Origin of the sequence: Mucilaginibacter sp. 3215, assembly GCF_050433785.1 — a bacterium.
GTDB lineage: Bacteria > Bacteroidota > Bacteroidia > Sphingobacteriales > Sphingobacteriaceae > Mucilaginibacter.
The window spans coordinates 33,458-52,301 of sequence record NZ_JBNPWO010000008.1; the positions used below are offsets into that span (position 1 = coordinate 33,458).

General features: G+C 42.7%; 12 protein-coding genes. 9 read left to right on the forward strand and 3 right to left on the reverse strand.

The genetic code is table 11. The features are described from left to right. Positions 1-35 precede the first annotated feature (35 nt). Complete coding sequence (locus ABIC84_RS14925; RefSeq protein ID WP_429264050.1) at positions 36-1,805, reverse strand: AAA domain-containing protein; 1,770 nt, start codon at positions 1,803-1,805, stop codon at positions 36-38. Continuing rightward, a complete protein-coding gene (locus ABIC84_RS14930; protein ID WP_429264051.1) occupies positions 1,805-7,480 on the reverse strand; it encodes a sacsin N-terminal ATP-binding-like domain-containing protein in 5,676 nt (1,891 codons plus the stop codon). Before ABIC84_RS14930 ends, ABIC84_RS14925 begins: the two co-directional genes overlap by 1 nt. A 424-nt stretch (positions 7,481-7,904) precedes the next feature. Between ABIC84_RS14930 and ABIC84_RS14935 the strand changes: the two genes are divergently transcribed. The 5 genes from ABIC84_RS14935 to ABIC84_RS14955 all read left to right on the forward strand — a co-directional run bounded on the left by ABIC84_RS14935 (position 7,905) and on the right by ABIC84_RS14955 (position 11,348). After that, complete coding sequence (locus ABIC84_RS14935; protein ID WP_429264052.1) at positions 7,905-8,666, forward strand: hypothetical protein; 762 nt, start codon at positions 7,905-7,907, stop codon at positions 8,664-8,666. A gap of 46 nt (positions 8,667-8,712) precedes the next feature. Continuing rightward, positions 8,713-9,147 (forward strand): helix-turn-helix domain-containing protein, encoded by a 435-nt coding sequence (locus ABIC84_RS14940; protein ID WP_429264053.1) that lies wholly within the window; start codon positions 8,713-8,715, stop codon positions 9,145-9,147. Next, entirely contained in the window at positions 9,144-9,461 is a 318-nt protein-coding gene (locus ABIC84_RS14945) for a hypothetical protein (protein ID WP_429264054.1), read from the forward strand. The genes ABIC84_RS14940 and ABIC84_RS14945 overlap by 4 nt, the downstream gene beginning before the upstream one ends. Positions 9,462-9,815: 354 nt before the next feature. Further along, positions 9,816-10,370, forward strand: coding sequence for a BfmA/BtgA family mobilization protein (locus ABIC84_RS14950; RefSeq protein WP_429264055.1), 555 nt, complete (start codon positions 9,816-9,818; stop codon positions 10,368-10,370). Positions 10,371-10,427: 57 nt separating this feature from the next. Continuing rightward, a complete protein-coding gene (locus ABIC84_RS14955; protein ID WP_429264056.1) occupies positions 10,428-11,348 on the forward strand; it encodes a DUF5712 family protein in 921 nt (306 codons plus the stop codon). A gap of 295 nt (positions 11,349-11,643) precedes the next feature. On the opposite strand, the gene ABIC84_RS14960 is transcribed toward ABIC84_RS14955, so the two are convergent. Further along, positions 11,644-11,928: a tyrosine-type recombinase/integrase gene (locus tag ABIC84_RS14960; protein ID WP_429264057.1), complete on the reverse strand. Its 285-nt coding sequence runs from the start codon at positions 11,926-11,928 to the stop codon at positions 11,644-11,646. Between the two features lie 1,072 nt (positions 11,929-13,000). On the opposite strand from ABIC84_RS14960, the gene ABIC84_RS14965 reads away from it, so the two are divergent. The 4 genes from ABIC84_RS14965 to ABIC84_RS14980 are packed head-to-tail and all read left to right on the forward strand — an operon-like array spanning position 13,001 to position 18,824. Further along, positions 13,001-16,519 carry a hypothetical protein gene (locus ABIC84_RS14965; protein ID WP_429264058.1) on the forward strand — a complete coding sequence of 1,173 codons (3,519 nt, stop codon included), beginning with the start codon at positions 13,001-13,003 and terminating at the stop codon, positions 16,517-16,519. Positions 16,520-16,537: 18 nt separating this feature from the next. Continuing rightward, positions 16,538-17,356 carry a hypothetical protein gene (locus ABIC84_RS14970; protein ID WP_429264059.1) on the forward strand — a complete coding sequence of 273 codons (819 nt, stop codon included), beginning with the start codon at positions 16,538-16,540 and terminating at the stop codon, positions 17,354-17,356. Beyond that, the gene (locus ABIC84_RS14975) at positions 17,353-18,108 is read left to right on the forward strand and encodes a hypothetical protein (protein WP_429264060.1); all 756 of its coding nucleotides are present in this window, start codon (positions 17,353-17,355) and stop codon (positions 18,106-18,108) included. Before ABIC84_RS14970 ends, ABIC84_RS14975 begins: the two co-directional genes overlap by 4 nt. After that, positions 18,105-18,824 carry a hypothetical protein gene (locus tag ABIC84_RS14980; protein ID WP_429264061.1) on the forward strand — a complete coding sequence of 240 codons (720 nt, stop codon included), beginning with the start codon at positions 18,105-18,107 and terminating at the stop codon, positions 18,822-18,824. The genes ABIC84_RS14975 and ABIC84_RS14980 overlap by 4 nt, the downstream gene beginning before the upstream one ends. Positions 18,825-18,844 lie beyond the last annotated feature (20 nt).

Consider the following 18,844-nt stretch of genomic DNA (forward strand, 5'->3'; position numbering starts at 1 on the left):
ACGAATTTTGGAATATATCAACATTGTCTGATGATCTATGAGATCAAATGAAGCAGCTCTTTAAAATGCTGACTCACATCTTTTGACCCTTTTATGAATGCTGAAGTAGCTGTGCTTATATTGATCACCATATCTATATGTTCCGGAGAAATGATCAGTGTTCCGCGCTTCGCCCGGCTTGTGGCGACATTAAATAGCTGATCATCTAATTCAAATGATGGGTTATCGAGCGGAAGGATCAAGATAGTGTAATCGGTAGTAATTCCCTGTACCTTGTGGATAGTGCTGATCAGTAAATTGGGGTTCTCTGGTGAAAGTTCGCTGAACGATCGGTAAATAAGTGTTTCTGCCGATACATATGGCGTTAGTAAAGCAACCTCAGTATTAGCGCTTATTGAAAGCAATTCTGTGGCGGCACGGCAGCAAAGCTCGATAACGCGGCGTGGTTCGCCATTTATCGAACGCAGATCATATAATGCCTTCGAGATTCCTCCTTCTGGATGAAAAAGGGAAAGGCAGGAATGAGCTATCGGGTCGTTTTCGACACGGGCTGCAAGAGAGTTTAATGGTGATCGGTAATATAAACTGGTCAAAGCAGCCGCCGCAGATGATAACCTTCTTGTTCCGGTCATTAAGAATGGATGGTTTTGAGCGTGGAGAATAAGGGATAAAAAACCGTTAATTATTTCATCCGGTCGCTCTATGATCTTTGAAGCTTCATGACGGTCAATGACAACGGGAGGCAATTGTTTATGATCCCCAATCATTAAGACTTTTGATCCTAAAGGCAGAAACATCGATATTGTTGCTAAAAATGCCTGGGACGCTTCTTCGATAATAAGCAGGTCGGCCAAAGGCAATGAGGCACTTAATTGCTCATTTAAAACAGCCAGCTGATAAAAAGTTATCAGAAGTAAATCACCCTGGATCGGAAGTGTGCCGGTGAATGGTTTAAGTCCGTCTAATTGTTTCAGTTCATCCGCTGATAAGTTTGTTTTGTATACTTTACCCTGTGAGACTGGTACACGAAGAGGAGGCTGCCCAGCTATTTCAGACAAAGAATGATTGGTCAGGGCACCGATCACTACATTTTTCCCTTGATGAAGATGCTCGGCAGCAATTTCTGCGGCAAGATAAGATTTGCCTGTTCCCGGCGGACCCTGAACGATTACATTACCTTCATTTTTTAAAGCTTCACTTATCGTTATAGCCTTTTGAGATTCGCCTGATAATACCCGTGATGAACGCTCAGAGAATTTTTCAGAAATGGCATTGGCAATCATACGCTCTTCAGTGCTAACATATTTACGAAGCGCGATAAGATATTCAGCGGGCGGATCTGTTTCCGATAGCGTTATCAAAGGATGCTTTTGTAATTCAAGATACTCTTTATCTATTTCATCCAGCAGTCCGGCATCAAATCCTGAAACACCTATAAAAGACCACTGTTTATCTTCGGCCCTCAGGTAGTATTGTGTTTTTACCTGAGTGTTTTTCCCGGAAAGCCTGGGCGTAACCGACTGCCGGTAATCTTTGTAAGTAAACTCCCATTGATTAGGCGGAATATTTCCGATATCACCGGCAAGGCAAAGCTGGAAAAGTGTTTTCATTCGCGGTTCTTCTCCGTGACGAAAACGAAGGATGACCATACCGTTCGATCTTTGTATACCCCAAATCCTGCCCGCGAATAACTTCTTGGCGGCGAGAAGATCTTTCATCCGCGTTCCTGCGTACGCCATCCAGCGTTCTTCCTGTAGCCGGAGCTGCCAGTCAAAAAATGACGCGTGCTGTAATGGTGTTATCATTAATACAGATCTTCGTTATCTACCTGAACATTTCGTATCGTGTCACCCTGCTGTTTTCTTAGAACATCTTCGAAAACGGAGTCATATCGGTCGCTTTTCCGAATACGGATAACCAGTTGAAGGTCGTTAAGATCCGATTCGCCATTAAGCACATCATCGATTGCCGTCGCATTTTGCCCTGATCTGATGCGCATCAGTTGAAAATCCGCTTCCTTATCATACAGTATATCATCTCTTTTAAGGCAAAAGATACTGTCGGTATGGTCTTTACCGGTGAGTATGTATAATTTCATATCAGGCCGTATGAGATTTTTCCATGCTTTAGCGGTCAGAAAAAGAAGGCCTCTTTTTGCGGATCGGCAGCTAATAGTAAGCGCATTTTGCGCATTCGCAACAACTCCCCTTGGATAAACAGGGCTGAGATGGCTATATTGATGTGTTGAAGGTAAATTTGATTCAGCTTCGTCAACATTATAACCCTGAGCTTTCAGAAAAAACAGGCCTTTAATGAGCGCTGCAAGATTCAGGTCTTTAAAAAATGAAGGAGGAACTTTATTACTGAACATTTGGTTCAGTGCTGCTAATTCATCTTCAGTATAGTTGGCCTCTTCCCGCTCTCTTCGTTTTCGTTCATCGTATTCTGTCTTAAATCGATATAAAGCATTCATCGCTACATCCGGAAGTACTTTTCCTAACAGATTCATAAGATCTTCCAAGTCATAGTACCGCCGTAAATAATAGTTGCCCTTAACCGCGCAAATTCCGCCATAACCAATCTTTTTGATCACGTGACCACAATATAAGGCCTGTCCGGGAAGCGTGTCACCCGGATATACTGATACCGGCCAGCGCACCTTATCCGGCCATTCCTGGTAAAACCCGGCACGAAGTAAGGAAGATTGAGCTATCAGTAAATTTTCATCAGGTTGTTGTAAAACACTTTCTGTGAATTGTGAAAGGGTCTTAACATAAGATTCAGGCATAAGATCATCGATAACTTCACCTTTTTGCTCTTTGACATAGTTAAAGATCTCTTTTTCATAGCCTGTCCATTCGCTATTTTTTAAATGGACATCACCCGTTTCGCTGTAATCTATTAGACGGTATAATGGACTTTCTGAAGATACCATAACTGGTATAATAAGATTGGTCGAGTTGAGTTTTAGTAAGCCGCATCTTTTATATAGAGGCTTTAAGTATTCAGCAGTGAGCGGAAGTTGTATTGACAGCTGATTATCATTCATCCAGATCAGTGTGCGATAAAGTTGTTCTTTATCTTCAAGATTGGCTAAATTTTTTTCGTACTGCACTACTTTGTAGTGTTGCACAGCATCGCGCAACAACACGACCTGGCTTTCAGGCCCCTGCAATCCAGCTTGCACTAAGAAGGTAATTTTTGAACGGGTTTGCCCGGTTTGCAGCCAGCTTTCAAGCCAGTCGGGCACTTTTTCATCACCGGTAATAAGTTCGCTACCGATGACCAAACCATTATCTATTGAATCTCCAAAGGTAAAATCATCAAGGAAACTATTGTATTTATGCTCATAGAAAATGTCCATTAATTTTTGGCAGCACCTGATAAATTTAGCTTTATCCTTGTCTTTGAACCGAACAGCAAAATCCTCTTTTTTACCCCATGCGTCCTGATCCGGAAACTTCTCCTGGAACAATAATAAATAGAATACCTGCCAGGTGGTCAAATACTCTTTAGGGTCCGCTGCGATCTCAGCTGCGATCTTTTTAAGTGGCTTTTCTGTGGCGCAGAAAACATTATCTCGGAGCGATGGCTTACCCTTAAAGTCAATTATGTGATCAAGTACAGTAGTTACAGCTTTTGCGCTATTTTTATAAACGGGCAGAATATTGGATAGCTTGAGTTCGAATTGCCTTTCGATCCGGTTATTTTCATCCTTGAACTTAAAGTTCACGATGTCGGACACATTGTAGGTTGCGAGATTATTACCATTTATAGTGACCTTTTCCGAAAAGGAGTTTAAATACGCATCATCAGCATTGCTTTGATTGACTAGCAGATCTAAAATAATATGTTCCCGGGTTTTAGGCCCATATTCTGTTTCTTCATCCAGGTCAAGTCCTTCCAGCGCATCAAGATATTTAAGCGTGATATTTCCGTTCTTAAGTTTACTGATAAAAGGACCTAGTTCAGAGTCCGCAAACCCATTATCGATCATCCATTCAAGTAAAGATGCGCCATTCAATAGCCCAAGAGAGGTAAGTTCCTGAGTGTAGAGCGGAGATGGAAGCATTACCATGCCTGCATCTTCAGATCGTTCATCAATAATGATCTGAAGCGCCGGGTCATCATTAAAATACTGAACGACATCATTATTGGTGTCAACCATATATCCGCCGCTTTCATTTTCCTGTATATAAACGGTATCAAAGAACGACTTGTCGTCCAACCAGTTTAAAAAGTCGATCAGAAGGTCCCTCTCAAGAATTGCAGGTTTGGACAGGTTTAATTCACTTCTGCACTGGAGGTCGGCTGCTTTAATGAATTTTAAGGTTGCAGGGTGCGGGAATATCGCGCCTGATAACGCTGATGCAGCTTTCCGGATGTTATCATATTTTCCCGAAGTGAGTTTGACAAGGCTGGGAGAAAAGTATATCTCAGCCGGCATTTTCCATGCGCCGTCGGATAGAATGCAGTTAAATGTTTGGAACGGCTCCTTATCTTCTTTTGCTGCTTTAATGGCTTCTGAGGTCATATAGGAATAAAAATCGCTGATTTCTTCTTGTTTAAGTTTAAGAGCAATTTTCTCGAAAATTGATGGTGTTGCCAGTAGCTTCTTAAAGACCTCATCTTTTTTAACCAGATAAGATCTGAAAGTTTCATCGAGCGCGACCTCTTCATCCGACCTGATCATATGATTTATTAACCATGATTGCGGAGAGATCAAATCCGATACGGTCATTTCAATAAGTGCCTTCCCGTTTTCATGGTCATCCGGCGAACAAAACATTTTGAGTTCAGCTGTAAACTTCTTTTGTCCGATGCTGATCTCTTTGGAAACAAATTTTACAAGTTGGTTCTTATCTTCTGGATTAAGCTTTGTAAGCTTAGGTGCTAATGTGATACGTTCAAATAACCTTTCATTCTTTGCAAGATAATGATCCCCATTTTGGAATTCAGCGTAGATCGACGGGTAGTCATCAAGATAGAATTCCGAAAATTGAAAGCCTGCTTTTACTAGTATGTCTTCCACTATTGCCATTTTTTTCAATTTGATAAGCAAATTTGGTTGAGAAATGGCATCATTGAAAGTCAATATAGAATCAGTTGTTCGGATCAAAGGCAGATGTGGCAACGCGGAAAGCTTTTGTCCGGTTCTGGTCAGAAAAGATTCAAGCCAACCAATGAATGCCTGATAAGCAGATATGCCATAGCTGCTGATAAATGTGCTAAGCACTTCTGCGTTTACTGGATCTATCAAAATTTTCAATAGTTGCTCGTCCGTAAATACAGCGATATTTAAATAGGCTGGCGTTAAATAACTATCTTTAATTTCAGGATGGGGAAGCCTTTTGCGCGCTTTTGTTAATTGGTAGAATAAGCCTCCTCCGTCAAAATTCGAGATGCCTGTCTGATCCAGGATTGTTTCATCCGCCCTAACAACAGAATTCTCATCTGAAAGTATGAATGACGCTTTGGATAAAGTGGCAGTATAAACCTCATTATATTTAACAAGCAAAGCTGTTACGGCGAAATTACCTGTCAAAAGTTCTTTTAATACCAGAGATAGGTAATGCTTGTTGGTGTGGATGTTTTCGGAAGCGGCATTTGCTAATTCTTCCAGCCAGGCAACATGACAGTACGCAATCTTAGCCATTATAAAAACATTCCATGCGTTGTCGCCTTGCAAAACCTCACGGTCAGACGATGGTACAAAATCCCCATTAACCAGAAATGGTAAACGTATCCTGCCCTCATTCATAGGGAGGTACGTAAATATGCATGAAGTATCATCACCAGATAAATAATTTGGTTCAGCCTGTACCATGCCATTAAATACAGGTATTGCAAGCGTTAGTATTGTCTCATCAAATTCAGCAAGCTTGGGTGGGATCGATTCAACTTGTTTACCATCTCCATCGGCGAAATAATAAGTAACATTATTTGACCTGTTCTCCTTTTGTTTTTTAAATAGCTGGATATTTTCTGCTGCGAATGCATCATCGCTGATCTTGATCCCGGTAAAAACCCGCTTTAAGTAAGTGATTGTTGATTCTTTGCCTTTTGATACTCTGTTTATTACTACAGGATTTCCAAATGACTTTTTTACGCTAAGATCAGGTCCTGCATTGAATTCTGTAACGTTCCGCAGGAACAGCATAAAATGTGGCCTTTCAGCAAAGACATCCACAGCTTTGAGGTATTCTGCTGCCACCTTTGCTCCAAAGTTTATCGCAAAAAAAACGTTGCTATATATTCCAGCCTTCCCGCTATTGACGATATCATCTGCTACTTTGCTTTCCCAGTGCGGTATCATCTGCCATGGTATATCCTCGCTTGGATTATAGGTCTGCATTTCCTGGCTAAAATCCTTTAATTTCCTTTCCTTTAAACCTGGGTATAATTTATATTCTTCGCGGTCAAAATAGAATCTTTCAAAATCTTCAAAAGCTGGGTGTTCACGCATAAAAACGAACCTGAATCCACCAGATCGAACTAATACTTCATCAGTTTCGGTAAAAACCGATTTAAAACCTATTCCTTTATAACCGGTTTTTGCAGCATCCGACCGTTTAGTGCTTTGCCCTGCACTTGTAATCGCTTTAACATCATTGCTGCTAAATGGTAATCCATTATGATATACCATCAGGTAGTTTCCTGCGATATTAAGATTAAATATCAAAGTTGGTCCTGATGGTGTGTCATCCGCATTCTGTAAAAGCTCAAAGACCATCCGTTGTCTGGATGAATATAGTCCTTTACCTATCTCGCGCATCACATCTGCTAGGATTCGATTAGACATAGGTCCGTCCATCCTGTCGTAGCATTTTTTTACAACTTCAAGGTATGGCTGACCGCTGTATTTTACAATGGTATTTGAGATGACTTTAACTTTTTGTCCCCAGGTTGGGTCAGGTATCAGTTGAGCATGAAATTCATAGAATGCGTTTTCTTCTAATGTCGGCCCAAAGTTCATAGGTAGAAATGCCAAAGCTCTGGTGCCATTTTTATTGATAATAACGTCACCTGTTTCCTTATACATCAGATCAGTGAAACAAGGCCTCTCATTTATATGAATGTATTGTCCATAAAAAACGAAAATATCAAGCTGGGGTCTGATCGCTGCACGATTTTGGGGAGACGCCCGTTCAACCTTTGTTACTCGAAGTTGAAAAGGATTTTTAATACGTTTAGATTCATCGTCCAGGACCAGGTTGATCTTATAGCGCTTACCATCGATACACTCAAAACGGCCATGGTAACGGATACTTATTCTTTCGTCTTGTAGCTCAGAATTAAAAGGGTATCTTAATATGTCCTTCTCACCAGGAATAGTAAGCTTATTGAAAAAGCCGCCCTGTATGTTTCTCGGAGATCCATCTGCATTTTTAGGAATATGATATTCAGCTTCTAGCGTAAGAGTGTCAATTTGCCAGTGTTTTTTTAACTGATCAACAATTTCAATTTCGGTTAAAGGCATAGTGTATAAGGAAGAAGTTTGCTGATAAATATAACAAAAACTTCAATTAATGCTGGTAAGGCACAACCATATGATCGTATACATCAAAACTTAAATTATCTGGCAAGAATTATTCGGCTGAGTGCCTGAGATCGGATTGGCAGGAAGTGGCCGGTTAAGCATCGCACACCATCCGCCCCGGGAAGCCAAGCATACAAAAGCCGGGCTTTAGTGGCCCGATCGGTGGATTTCGTCTTTTGGCTGGGCTCAAAACTATGTTGCTCATGGGTTAGAATTCGAAAATTCTAATTTAAGCGGTCGAGAAAATGCTTTACTTTTTATAAACGACTTCTGCATACCTAAGATTTGAGACACAACGGAATTGTTCTGTTTTCTGAATGCGAATTCCCGTGCAAGAATATTAACTTTAGATTAAAGTTAACTTATGCGCGAACAATACTTTAAACACCGGGCTCCATTCGATTTTAACGAATACTCCAAAGATATAGGCCGCCCATTCTTTTGGAATAAAAAAGTTGAGGATAATCACTTTCTTAACCTGCTTTATCGCAAGAGTGAACAACAATTCAATGAATTGTATAACCACCATCTGCAATTTTTTCTGTCAAAATACGATAATGCAACCGAACAGGAGTTCTTCAAGTATGTGTGGGAGGTCATACAGGATGCCATTGCACAATTAAGACATAAGGACCGGTATACCTCCGGCCACGCCGACAACTTCCGGAATAAGTTTCACCTTAATCGGTTTTCAGAATATCTTCAAAGCATCGATGAGTGGAACCTCGGCCGTACACAGGCTGAAATTATTGCAGAGAAGGAAGGCCAGATCAAGATACTTAAAGAACAAGTGCAACGCCTGATTGATGAGCGCAGGGAGGCTGAGAAGTTGGATACCGACTATCCCATCAATATTTCAAGCGGTCATTTCCTCACTGTGGTTGACCTTTTCAAGAAGATCGAGGCGCTAAAAGTTGGTGATAAGGAACTGGTATTTTCGCAGATGCCCATCACATGGGCCAAATTGATCTCCCGGTACTTCCAGGAAGATGGTGAACCCATCAAATTAGACCGCGTGCGGCGCTACTACCCGCGCGATGCTGGTAACCCGAGCGGCAGGTCATCTGCTATCCCCTCCGAAAACCAGCATTTCAATATAATTCCGGCAAAACGCAGAGCAAGTTAAGATCGGATTTTAGATTCATTTTTCTTTTGCGGGCAAACGTTAACAATTGCCTTTAAACTATTCAGTACGCTCTTTTTCAGCACTAAGCTTTGTGTGCCATTACCATAGCTTGGTTTATGGTAATGAACAATATCGCTTTGCCCACACCTTTGCTTCGTACCCGGTACCGGCGGTACAAGTATTAGGTAATGATTTAACGAAGGAGGCGACTATGCAAGCAAGTGAACTGATCACTAAAGGAGATCTGAATGAATTTAAAAGTGAACTGTTAACAGAAATCAAGAAACTGGTTCAGCTGGATGGCCATGGCCAGTCCAAAAAATGGCTCAAAAGTAACGAGGTTCGAAAGCTGCTAAAAATATCACCAGGCACTTTACAGAACCTGCGCATCAACGGGACACTGAGTTATACCCGTATTGGTAGTATCATGTATTACAAGCTCGATGACATCAACAAGCTACTGGAAGGGGGGATGCAATGAGTAACAATAAAATCGCGGTGAGTGAACTTGCTGGTTATGGTAAGCTGCTTAAACGCATGAGCATGGACGGGCGGCTGAATACGACACACATCAGCTTGTTCAGCGCATTGTTCGTCCAATGGCAGCGCGCTGGTTTTAAAAGCCCGTTTTCTGTCACCAGAAAAACGCTGATGGCTTTTAGCCGGATCGCATCTATTGCAACGTATCACAAGTGTATCAAGGAACTCGATGAATATGGATATATCCGTTATCAGCCGTCATACCATCCCAGACTCGGCAGCCAGGTTTACTGGCCTGCCGGTTGGGAAGTGTAGCCCAGTATTTTATATCGGCATAGCTGTATATCGGGCTATACGGATAACTGTATATCTGAATAACCGGTTATACCGATATAGGCTTAGTCAGATATCCAGCTATATAATCTATAAATCCGGTGCAGCCAATAGCTGCACCGGTAATGATTTGCTTTGCAAATCAGGAAAAAAAGCGGTGGTCGCTTCGCGAAAGGAGCGAGCGGAAGTCGGGCACACCCGACTTTTCCGCTCGCCCTGCGGGGCTAACGCGGTTTTGCGTATACATGCGGTATACTTTCCCCCCGCTTTTATACTACAGATAAAGAAAACAGTATACCTGGCGGTATACTCAATTATTGTAATACGAAAGATCTTATGAGCAAGGATGAAAATGTAAAAACGATCCGGTTCCCGGTGAAGACAGATGAAAAGCTGGTGATCATTGCTAATAAATGCGGTCTTTCGAAGCTTAACCTGTTTGTGTTCATGGTGGACTATTTTTATAAGACAAAGAAAGATCCGAGGGATTTGAATGATGAGCTATTGAAAAATGCGATCAACAGGAAGACGGACAATATCGTTGCATTTATCAGGACACAGGAGCAGGAACTTTTGATGCCCTTAAAAAAAGATTCGGAACGTATGATCAATTCACAATTGAAGATCGTGGATTATTTTAGCCAATATATCATCGCGCATAATAAGGAGCAGAAAGAAGCTTATGCAGCCCAACGAAAAGCAATTGAAGAGATCGTAAAATACCTGCAAACCATAGACAGGCTGCAATTGGAAAAAAGAAACCTGAAAATCCGTTTCAAATCAATCCTGGACCATTACGTTTCCCAGCGGGAGAACTTAAATGTATTTGCGAAGCAGGCAGATAAGGATGAGCTGGTACGTTTTGCAAGGGAACAGTTGGAAAGTCTTTGACAGCAATAATGAGCCAGCGCGTATTGGGGTATTTATTTACAACTAATCAAGAAAAGAATGCACATTAATATTACAACCAGTGAAACCGGGAACAATAAAGGAAGCAGCAGCCAGTTGGTAGCCTACCTGGAAAAAGAGAACCGTATGGCCGAAGCACAAGGTAAGCATTACAAGCCTGAGTACTGGTTTAACCACGAACGGAATAATATGCAGCCCTATGAGGTAAGGTCGGGTATCGATAATAACGTAGCGAAACTTTCAAAGGACGATGCCAAGTTTTTCCTGGTGAACATCAGCCCGAGTGAAAAAGAGTTATTATACCTGAAAGAGAAGTTTGGAAAGGATGGCGCGAAGAACTATTTAAAAGCTTATGCCAATGAGGTAATGGATGCTTATGCTAAAAACTTTAAGCGTGACCGGGTAGAAGGTAACCAGGACCTGGTTTATTATGCCAAGCTGGAAAACAAAAGGTATTACACTTACAAAGACCTTGAAGTGAGGAAGGGCATGGCCAGCCGAGGAGATGTCAAGCCGGGGGAGCAGATGCATGTACAGGTCATTGTCAGCAGGAAGGATGCCAGTAACACCATCAAGTTAAGCCCGCTGAATAATTCAAAAGGGACGAATGCTGAACATAGTAAAATCGTCGGGCAGTTTGACCGGGTAGCTTTTAAGCAGTCGGCGGAGCAGATCTTTGACCGGATGTTTAATTATGAAAGGGAGATCAAAGAATCGTTTGGATATGCGAATGCTATGAAAAATGGAAGCTACGAACAAAAGGTTGAGTTCAGGGAAAAACAGAGGGTCCAGGAGTCTGGTAACCTGTTCCAGCAAAGCCATAGCAAAGGGATCCTGGAGGTATTGCTTGATGGTGCCGCCAAAAACTATGATCCGCCGACAGTAGACGACGGAAAAAGGCGCAAAAAGAAAAAACGACCGGGACAGGATTATGATCGGGGACAACAGCTATCACGCTAAGTATGATCACAAGGGCCATGCGGCTGCGGCAGGCGGCTCCATTACACCACGCGCTTCACTCCGGGTTTCATTGCGCCGCCAGCCTTGCCGCCGCGCGTGCAGGAGTGTATTCGTTCCTCATACACACCTGCCTGTCCCGCCCGCTGATTATTGGTTAGTCACAGCACCGCAGTCACAAAGTTAGCTACGCAGGAAAACAGTCAAGGCTATATAAACCGGCTATCGCCGGGCCTTGACAGTTTTCCTGCTAACAGCGCCTGTTGTTTAAGCGGTGATATGACTGGGTGTGCGCAGTTCAAAAGTCGAAGACAATCCGGTTCGCCGCTTCTTTTTTTGCCTTGTCCATAACACGGGTATACCGCTGGGTGGTTTTAAGGTGCCGGTGCCCTAATAGCTTTGATATGGTATAAATATCTGTTCCATGGTCAAGCTGTAAAGTAGCATAGGTATGCCGGAGGCAACTGAAAGTTAGATGTTTATTTATGCCTGCCTCTTTTGGCCAGACTTTTAAAAGGTCCCTGGTATAATTATAGTTAACCTTTGGAAAGACAGTTGCTTCAGAATCGACAGGCTCTCCCATTAGGTCAATGCCTGGTTAGAAATGTTGAGCCAAGAAGAATTGGCCAACACGGTGGCCATCAAGGTCGCTAGCCTGATTCAGATAGAGCGAGGAGCCAGCGACGTTCCGTTGTGGGAAATGCATAAGTTGCACAAAAGTCTTGAGATAGATTCAGGGGATTTTTTTGCAAATCTTAAGTAATATAGGTATAGTGCTCTTGCGATGGGGAAAAGTAAACATAAATCATTTGTCGACGATTACCAAAGTAAGGGCTAATCGGTGTTTTAACCCCTGTTCTTTGTTTAAAACACATATTGGATTCTAAAAGAACAATATTTGACTTTAGCGCAATTATATAAAATACCATACACCTCATATCACAAATACCATGAATATTCAGCTAATATTCGCTTTGTTATCATTTATTATTCGTAAGGCTCCTTATAAAAGCACACAAAATCCATTGCGAGGTAGAGCAATTTTTTAACTCACCGCGTTTACGATTATCAGCAGATATAGCAAATGGATTGCTTGATGTGGTGTGGGATGTAGCATGAAACTTATTGTAGATGATATTTCGATATTATTTGGATAATTGTAAATAATACACATATATTTATTGCGTTAACCTTTATCTTACTACAATGATAAATCTCCTTGTTTCAGCAACACTCAACATTAATATTCATTCTAACTTTGCACGCCTTTTCGCGAGATATATTCAGCAATCAAATTGAGAATAAGTCATTGATTTCCTAATCGAGCACTTGAACATAAATGGCTTTAACGCCATTTATGTGCTGTTTTTCAATGTAAATTCCTGTTTTAAATTCTATTTTTTTACCATATCCAAGATCACATGAATTTTCGTGCCTTTGTCTTACACTCAGCAAGCCTGGCTGTATGCCTATTGACCGCCGTGTCTATCTTTGCCCAAACCGGGCCCAAACCTCAAGTACTTGTTCCACCACCCCCTGATGTAAGTGCGTTAGGGAAGTTTGGGCTAATCCCTGTCAGTAACTTTTCCGGCATACCATCGGTCAGTTACCCCGTTTATACGATCAATGAAGGAAATCTTAGCTTTCCCATCTCGTTGCTGTACCATGCTGGTGGAATAAAGGTGAAAGAAGATGCCAGCGAGATCGGATTGGGCTGGGCACTGAGCGCGTCCGGATCGATTGTTAGCACCGTCAGGGGGGCGCCTGATTTCGAAGGGCTTGGGTTCGCAAATACATATGTCGACATGCCGGATAACCCCGATCAGATACTGTCTTCAAAATCGCCCTTAAGCAGTATCGACAATTTTTACTACCTCTGGAACAATAATCAAAACCAGTTCACTGCCAATGGCGTTTCCGGAACGGTTTACAGCGGCTTATCGCTTCCTCATAACGGTGTTAGTAAAGAGTATTTCAACTACTTTCAGGTGGGATACAACGGCAACGGCCCCGATTTCGCGTCGGATCTGTACACTGTAAGCATCGGCGACCGCAGCTATAAGTTTATTTTTGACAATAATTTCAAACCCGTTGTTTTAGGAGACGGCGCGTTGAAGATCGAGCTACTCCCAAACGGCATCTATCCCGATTGGAAGATAACTGACGAGAAAGGGATCATTTATTTTTTCACGCAGAGGCAGTTGAATTCAACAAATTCGTCGGACCCCTATTTTGTGGAAAACCGCGTTTCGATTACGTTAAACACCTGGCATTTAACGAAGATCGTCTCTCCGCTCAATGGAGAAATTAATTTTGATTATTTATACTCCACTCAAAACTTCACCCATCCTTTGCCGAACATCGGCGAGACCTACCTGGTTGGAAACCCGTCACCGCACACCCAACAAAACCGCGACAACGTGACTGCCAGCTATTCGATCTACCAGCAACTCAACATCGACAAGATCAGGTTTTCAGATGGTTTCGTGAAATTCGTATATGCCGAGACCCGTGCCGACCTTCAGGGCGCACGACGTTTACAGGCAATTGAGATCCGAAACAAGAAGGGGTCGCTGGTAAGAAAAGTAGTATTAGATAATGATGCTTATTTCACCGCTACCGCAGGCTTTTCAGGAAACATAGCATTTAGCGCGATTTTCAATAACCTGAGCCAGTATACCAGTGATAACCATTATAAGCGCTTAAAGCTGAAAGGTGTTTCTGAAACTGATTCTTTAGGCCTGATTAAATTCAAACAAACCCTATACACATACAATGAAGCCCTCAACCTTCCGGCGAAGCTTTCTTTAGCTGTAGATCATTGGGGATATTACAACGGCCCGGGCAACAGCCAGCTAGTGCCGTCTGCCAATATCTATTTAAATGGCGCCTGGCAAAGCGTACCCGGAGCCAACCGAGACGCAAACCCAGATTATATGCAGGCGAACATTTTAACATCAATTCAACATCCTACGGGGGGAACGACAACATTTAGTTACGAAACAAACAATTATATCAGAAATGAGCCGGTAACAACGTATCGGGATACGGTAAGCAACGGGTATAAGGCCTCTGGCGCAACAGCCGTGTCCTACTCCGGTTTCATGGATGCCAACGGCAATTTCGTCGCGCAACCCAATTGGGGGGCCCCGAGGAAAATGAACATTTTCTGCCTTGTCGACCGGCACGGAACTTATCCAGCAGACTACTTTTTAAACATACTGGTTTACAAAGACGGAAATTTTCTCAAGCGAATCGCAACGTCAGCTAGTAGTTATACACCCATCATTGACTCATCCATCGTCGTAACTCCAGGAAGCACCTACCGGGTCTATTTTGAACCGTATTCACAGACTTTTTTTAACAACTGCGAGATCAGGTTGCAGGTTTATTTTAAGGAAGTCAGCAGCACGACCGTTTATGTGGACAAGACCCATTATTCGGGCGGGCTCAGGGTCAGCAAGATCACAAACTATGACCCGGCAACGCAAACAAGCAATATCAAGAAGTTCACGTACATTGATGGCAGGGAAGATGATATGCCTATCTATGTTTCCCAGCAAGGAACCGATAATTACCTGCAGAGTTCCGGCCCTCCCGTTGTTGATGTCGCCAATAATTTCAGATATCTGTACGGGCAATCGATATATCCTTTTTGCGATGGTCGCGACGCTGCCTGTTTCGGGTACTCCAAAGTGCAAGTGTCGGAGAGTGACAGCAATAACCTGAACGGAATATCTGAATTTAACTATAATGCGTCCAGCAACTTTAATGTGAATACGATGCTGTATTATGGCAATACGCTAAGCAGTCCAGGAATTGTCAATCCGATAATGGCAACCGTTCCTTCTGTTCCCGGAGGGCGTGGAGACCTGATTGAGGAAAAGCATTATAAAACGTCAGGAAGCAATTTGGTACCCGTCTCAAGTGATTATTACTATTATGACAGGGACAATCCGCAAAAGATATGGCAAATGCTTTTTAATTCCGGGCTGAGCGACTATACCTCTCCGGGCTTTGACAACGGACAAATATTCAGGATTTATGCGCATCAGTTCCCAATCCCCGTTTACAGGAATATCGTGAAACGGAAAGAACATTTTGAATACGATGTAGCGGGAAATCAAACATTATCTACTTATGAAAACTATACATACGATAAAACACAGGGGCACTTTCAATTAATAAAAAAAGCGACCGGAACATCCAGAAATGATACGCTGAGTACTTTTTACCGCTATCCGCAGGATTACCAGGATTTAACAAATGCGACCGGGCTTGACTCCGCGGCTGCGGGAATCAAATTGTTGCAGCAAAAACACATCATCGTACCTGTGGAATCTTATACTGAACGTAAAACAACCACAGCGTCTGACCCCAAAAAATACTTTGGCGGGTTACTTAACCTTTTTAACCTGGATCAGCCAACAGTAAAAGAAATACAGGTGCTGCAATCGAGTACTCCTTTGAATTCCTTTGCGTTTTCTTCAATAGCAGGCTCAACGTTTTCAAAGAACTCAGCTTATGCGACCCGGTTGCGGATGAAATATGACAATCTGGGACGATTGCAACAACAATACCTAGAGAAAGGCAGTTCAGCAGCCTTTCTTTGGGGAAGCAGCCTTTCTTATCCTTTGGCAAAAGCCGAAAATGCAAGTCCCGGCGAAATTGCTTTTACCAGTTTTGAAGCTGACGGCGATCCGGGATGGTCAGTCGGGTCTATGCTTCGTGATAACACCACAGCGCTGACCGGCAAAAACTCATATGTATTGTCAAATGGATCGATAAGTAAAAGCGGGCTGACTGCTGCCAAAACATACGTCGTTTCTTACTGGACACGTAATGCCGCCGCCTTATCTATAACAGGAACAGTTGCTGGCTACCCTGTAAAAGGAGCTTCCAATAATGGCTGGACATATTATCAACATTTGGTGACAGGGCAGACAACTATCACGATGTCCGGTACGGGTAATATCGACGAGATACGGGTTTATCCTTTAGGTGGCCAGATGACTACTTATACATATGATCCTTTGGTCGGATTAACCAGCTCAACTGATGTAAAAAGCCAGGTGTCTTATTACGAATATGACGTTTATCAGCGCTTAATAAACATCAAAGACAAGGGCGGCTATATCGTCAAGCATTTCGACTACCACTACAGCGGACAATAACACCTAAACAATATCAATATGAAAAGACTAACGCTAATCACAGTTCTGTTCGTTTCCATATCGAACTATCTTTTTGCTCAATGGACGCCCAGTGGAAATGATATTTATAACAGCAATACCGGTAATGTGGGGATTGGAACGTCGACCCCGAAGGCAATTTTGGATATGGGCAAACCATTGAACCCTGGGCAGGTAAGTACCATTTTGGCCCGACTCTCTGAAGGCTATAGCGCTGGTGGTGGGACGTATCTCGGTACTGTAGGCTATAACACGCAACCGAGCGGAACAATCACTGATGTGACGGACGTGAAAAGCTTTGCGATTGAGCACAGCTTCTACGGATCGACCAACAGCTCCATCAATTTTTTGCGGGGTGGCGGTACGACCGGAGGAAGCATTTCTTTCAATACCAATGACAACACTGAGAAAATGCGCATTCTGTATAACGGGAATGTGGGCATTGGGATAGCTCATCCGCAAAACAAGTTGGACGTGAACGGTACTGTTCATGCCAAGCAAGTTCAGATAGACCTCAATGGCTGGGCGGACTATGTGTTTAAGCCAACGTACCAGTTGCCTGCATTGAGCGAAGTAAAATCATACATCGACCAAAATCAGCATTTGCCGGACATTCCATCAGAACAGGAGATAGTAAAAAACGGCTTGAATGTGGGAGAGATGAACAAGTTGCTGATGAAGAAAGTCGAAGAACTGACTTTATATCTGATTGAGAATGAGCGAAAAGACAAGGAAAAGGACAAGTTGCTGGAAGGCATGCAGAAACGCTTAACCGAGTTGGAAAATAATACTTCAAAGCATAAAAGACGTCAAAAATGAAAAAGACCTTATTATCACTAATATTTATATTCTTTGCTACAGTCATCGCTCATGCCCAATGGAGCACAACTGGAACAATTACCTCTACAAGTAACGACGTAGGTATTGGCACCGGTACGGCAAATCCGATGGGGAAGTTACAAGTAATGGGTACGGTAACATCTACTGTAGTCGGAGCAGGTGGCGACAATAACAATTATCTCTTTACCAATCCGAACGCCGCAAATACCACCAATGACCGACGGGGAGGTATTTGGTTAGATAATGACGGTCGTGTTAAATTACGATCTGTTACCGGCTATGGTTTTGCATTCAGAAGCACCAGTGACACCTTTGATATTCTAAACATCAATGATAATGGTATGTCTATCGGTACTCAAACTATGCCTTCCGGCTATAAGCTGGCGGTCAATGGCAGTGCAATAGTAACGTCTTTGACTATAAAATTGAACTCAAACTGGCCTGACTATGTTTTCAAACCGTCCTATCAACTTCCGTCCTTAACGGAAGTGAAAACCTACATCGACCAGAACCAGCACTTGCCTGAAATTCCATCTGCGGATGAAATAGCAAAGGATGGATTGAACGTGGGCGAAATGAACAAGCTGCTGATGAAGAAAGTAGAGGAGTTAACATTGTACCTGATTGAAAAAGACCAGCAGGACAAGCAGAAAGACAAACAATTGGAAGAGCTCCGTAAACGGATGGCGCAATTGGAAAAAGACATTCAAAATAACGCAACTCAAAAATGAAAAATATTACAACAGTCTTTTCAATTATAGCGACGCTGGTAGTACAAGCTACATTTGCGCAAACTAAGGTTGTTACAACCGGTAATAACCCGATTGATCCCACTAATCCGTATTCTGCTGATATCGTAATTGGTAGTGACCAAGGCGGTATACGACATGACGCAAGTATGATGTGGTGGTCTAACGAAAGTGCCTGTAGAATTTCCTTGTCAGGTAATTCGTTTTTATTATCGGGTTGGCTATACCCTGCAAGTAATGCCAATGTCAGTTTAGGGGCATTGCCTGGTCAAACAAGCTATTTCATGGGGAATGTTAGCATTGGTACCAACGATTCCAAAGGTTATAAGTTTGCAGTGAATGGAAGTGCGGTCGCAACCTCAATGACCATTAAACTAAGTGCGAACTGGCCGGACTATGTTTTCAAGCCAACCTATCAACTTCCGTCTTTAGCAGAAGTAAAATCGTACATCGACCAGAACCAGCACCTGCCGGAAATCCCATCCGCAGAGGAAGTTGAAAAAAACGGGCAGAATCTCGGCGAGATGAACAAGCTGCTGATGAAGAAGGTGGAAGAGCTGACTTTATACGCAATTGAGAACGAGCGGCAGGATAAAGAAAGGGAAACAACCAAGGATAAGCTTTTGGCTTCACTTCAGGAGCAGATCAATCTGTTGAAGGAGCAACTCACCGCTATCCAAAAAGGGTATAAAAACTAACCAAACCAATCACAACTAAT

Excerpts from the sequence above, each read along its gene's own strand:
- ABIC84_RS14925 (WP_429264050.1), bottom strand. The coding sequence starts at position 1,805 with ATGATAACACCATTACAGCACGCGTCATTTTTTGACTGGCAGCTCCGG.
- ABIC84_RS14930 (WP_429264051.1), bottom strand. The coding sequence starts at position 7,480 with ATGCCTTTAACCGAAATTGAAATTGTTGATCAGTTAAAAAAACACTGG.
- ABIC84_RS14935 (WP_429264052.1), top strand. The coding sequence starts at position 7,905 with ATGCGCGAACAATACTTTAAACACCGGGCTCCATTCGATTTTAACGAA.
- ABIC84_RS14945 (WP_429264054.1), top strand. The coding sequence starts at position 9,144 with ATGAGTAACAATAAAATCGCGGTGAGTGAACTTGCTGGTTATGGTAAG.
- ABIC84_RS14950 (WP_429264055.1), top strand. The coding sequence starts at position 9,816 with ATGAGCAAGGATGAAAATGTAAAAACGATCCGGTTCCCGGTGAAGACA.
- ABIC84_RS14955 (WP_429264056.1), top strand. The coding sequence starts at position 10,428 with ATGCACATTAATATTACAACCAGTGAAACCGGGAACAATAAAGGAAGC.
- ABIC84_RS14960 (WP_429264057.1), bottom strand. The coding sequence starts at position 11,928 with ATGGGAGAGCCTGTCGATTCTGAAGCAACTGTCTTTCCAAAGGTTAAC.
- ABIC84_RS14970 (WP_429264059.1), top strand. The coding sequence starts at position 16,538 with ATGAAAAGACTAACGCTAATCACAGTTCTGTTCGTTTCCATATCGAAC.
- ABIC84_RS14975 (WP_429264060.1), top strand. The coding sequence starts at position 17,353 with ATGAAAAAGACCTTATTATCACTAATATTTATATTCTTTGCTACAGTC.
- ABIC84_RS14980 (WP_429264061.1), top strand. The coding sequence starts at position 18,105 with ATGAAAAATATTACAACAGTCTTTTCAATTATAGCGACGCTGGTAGTA.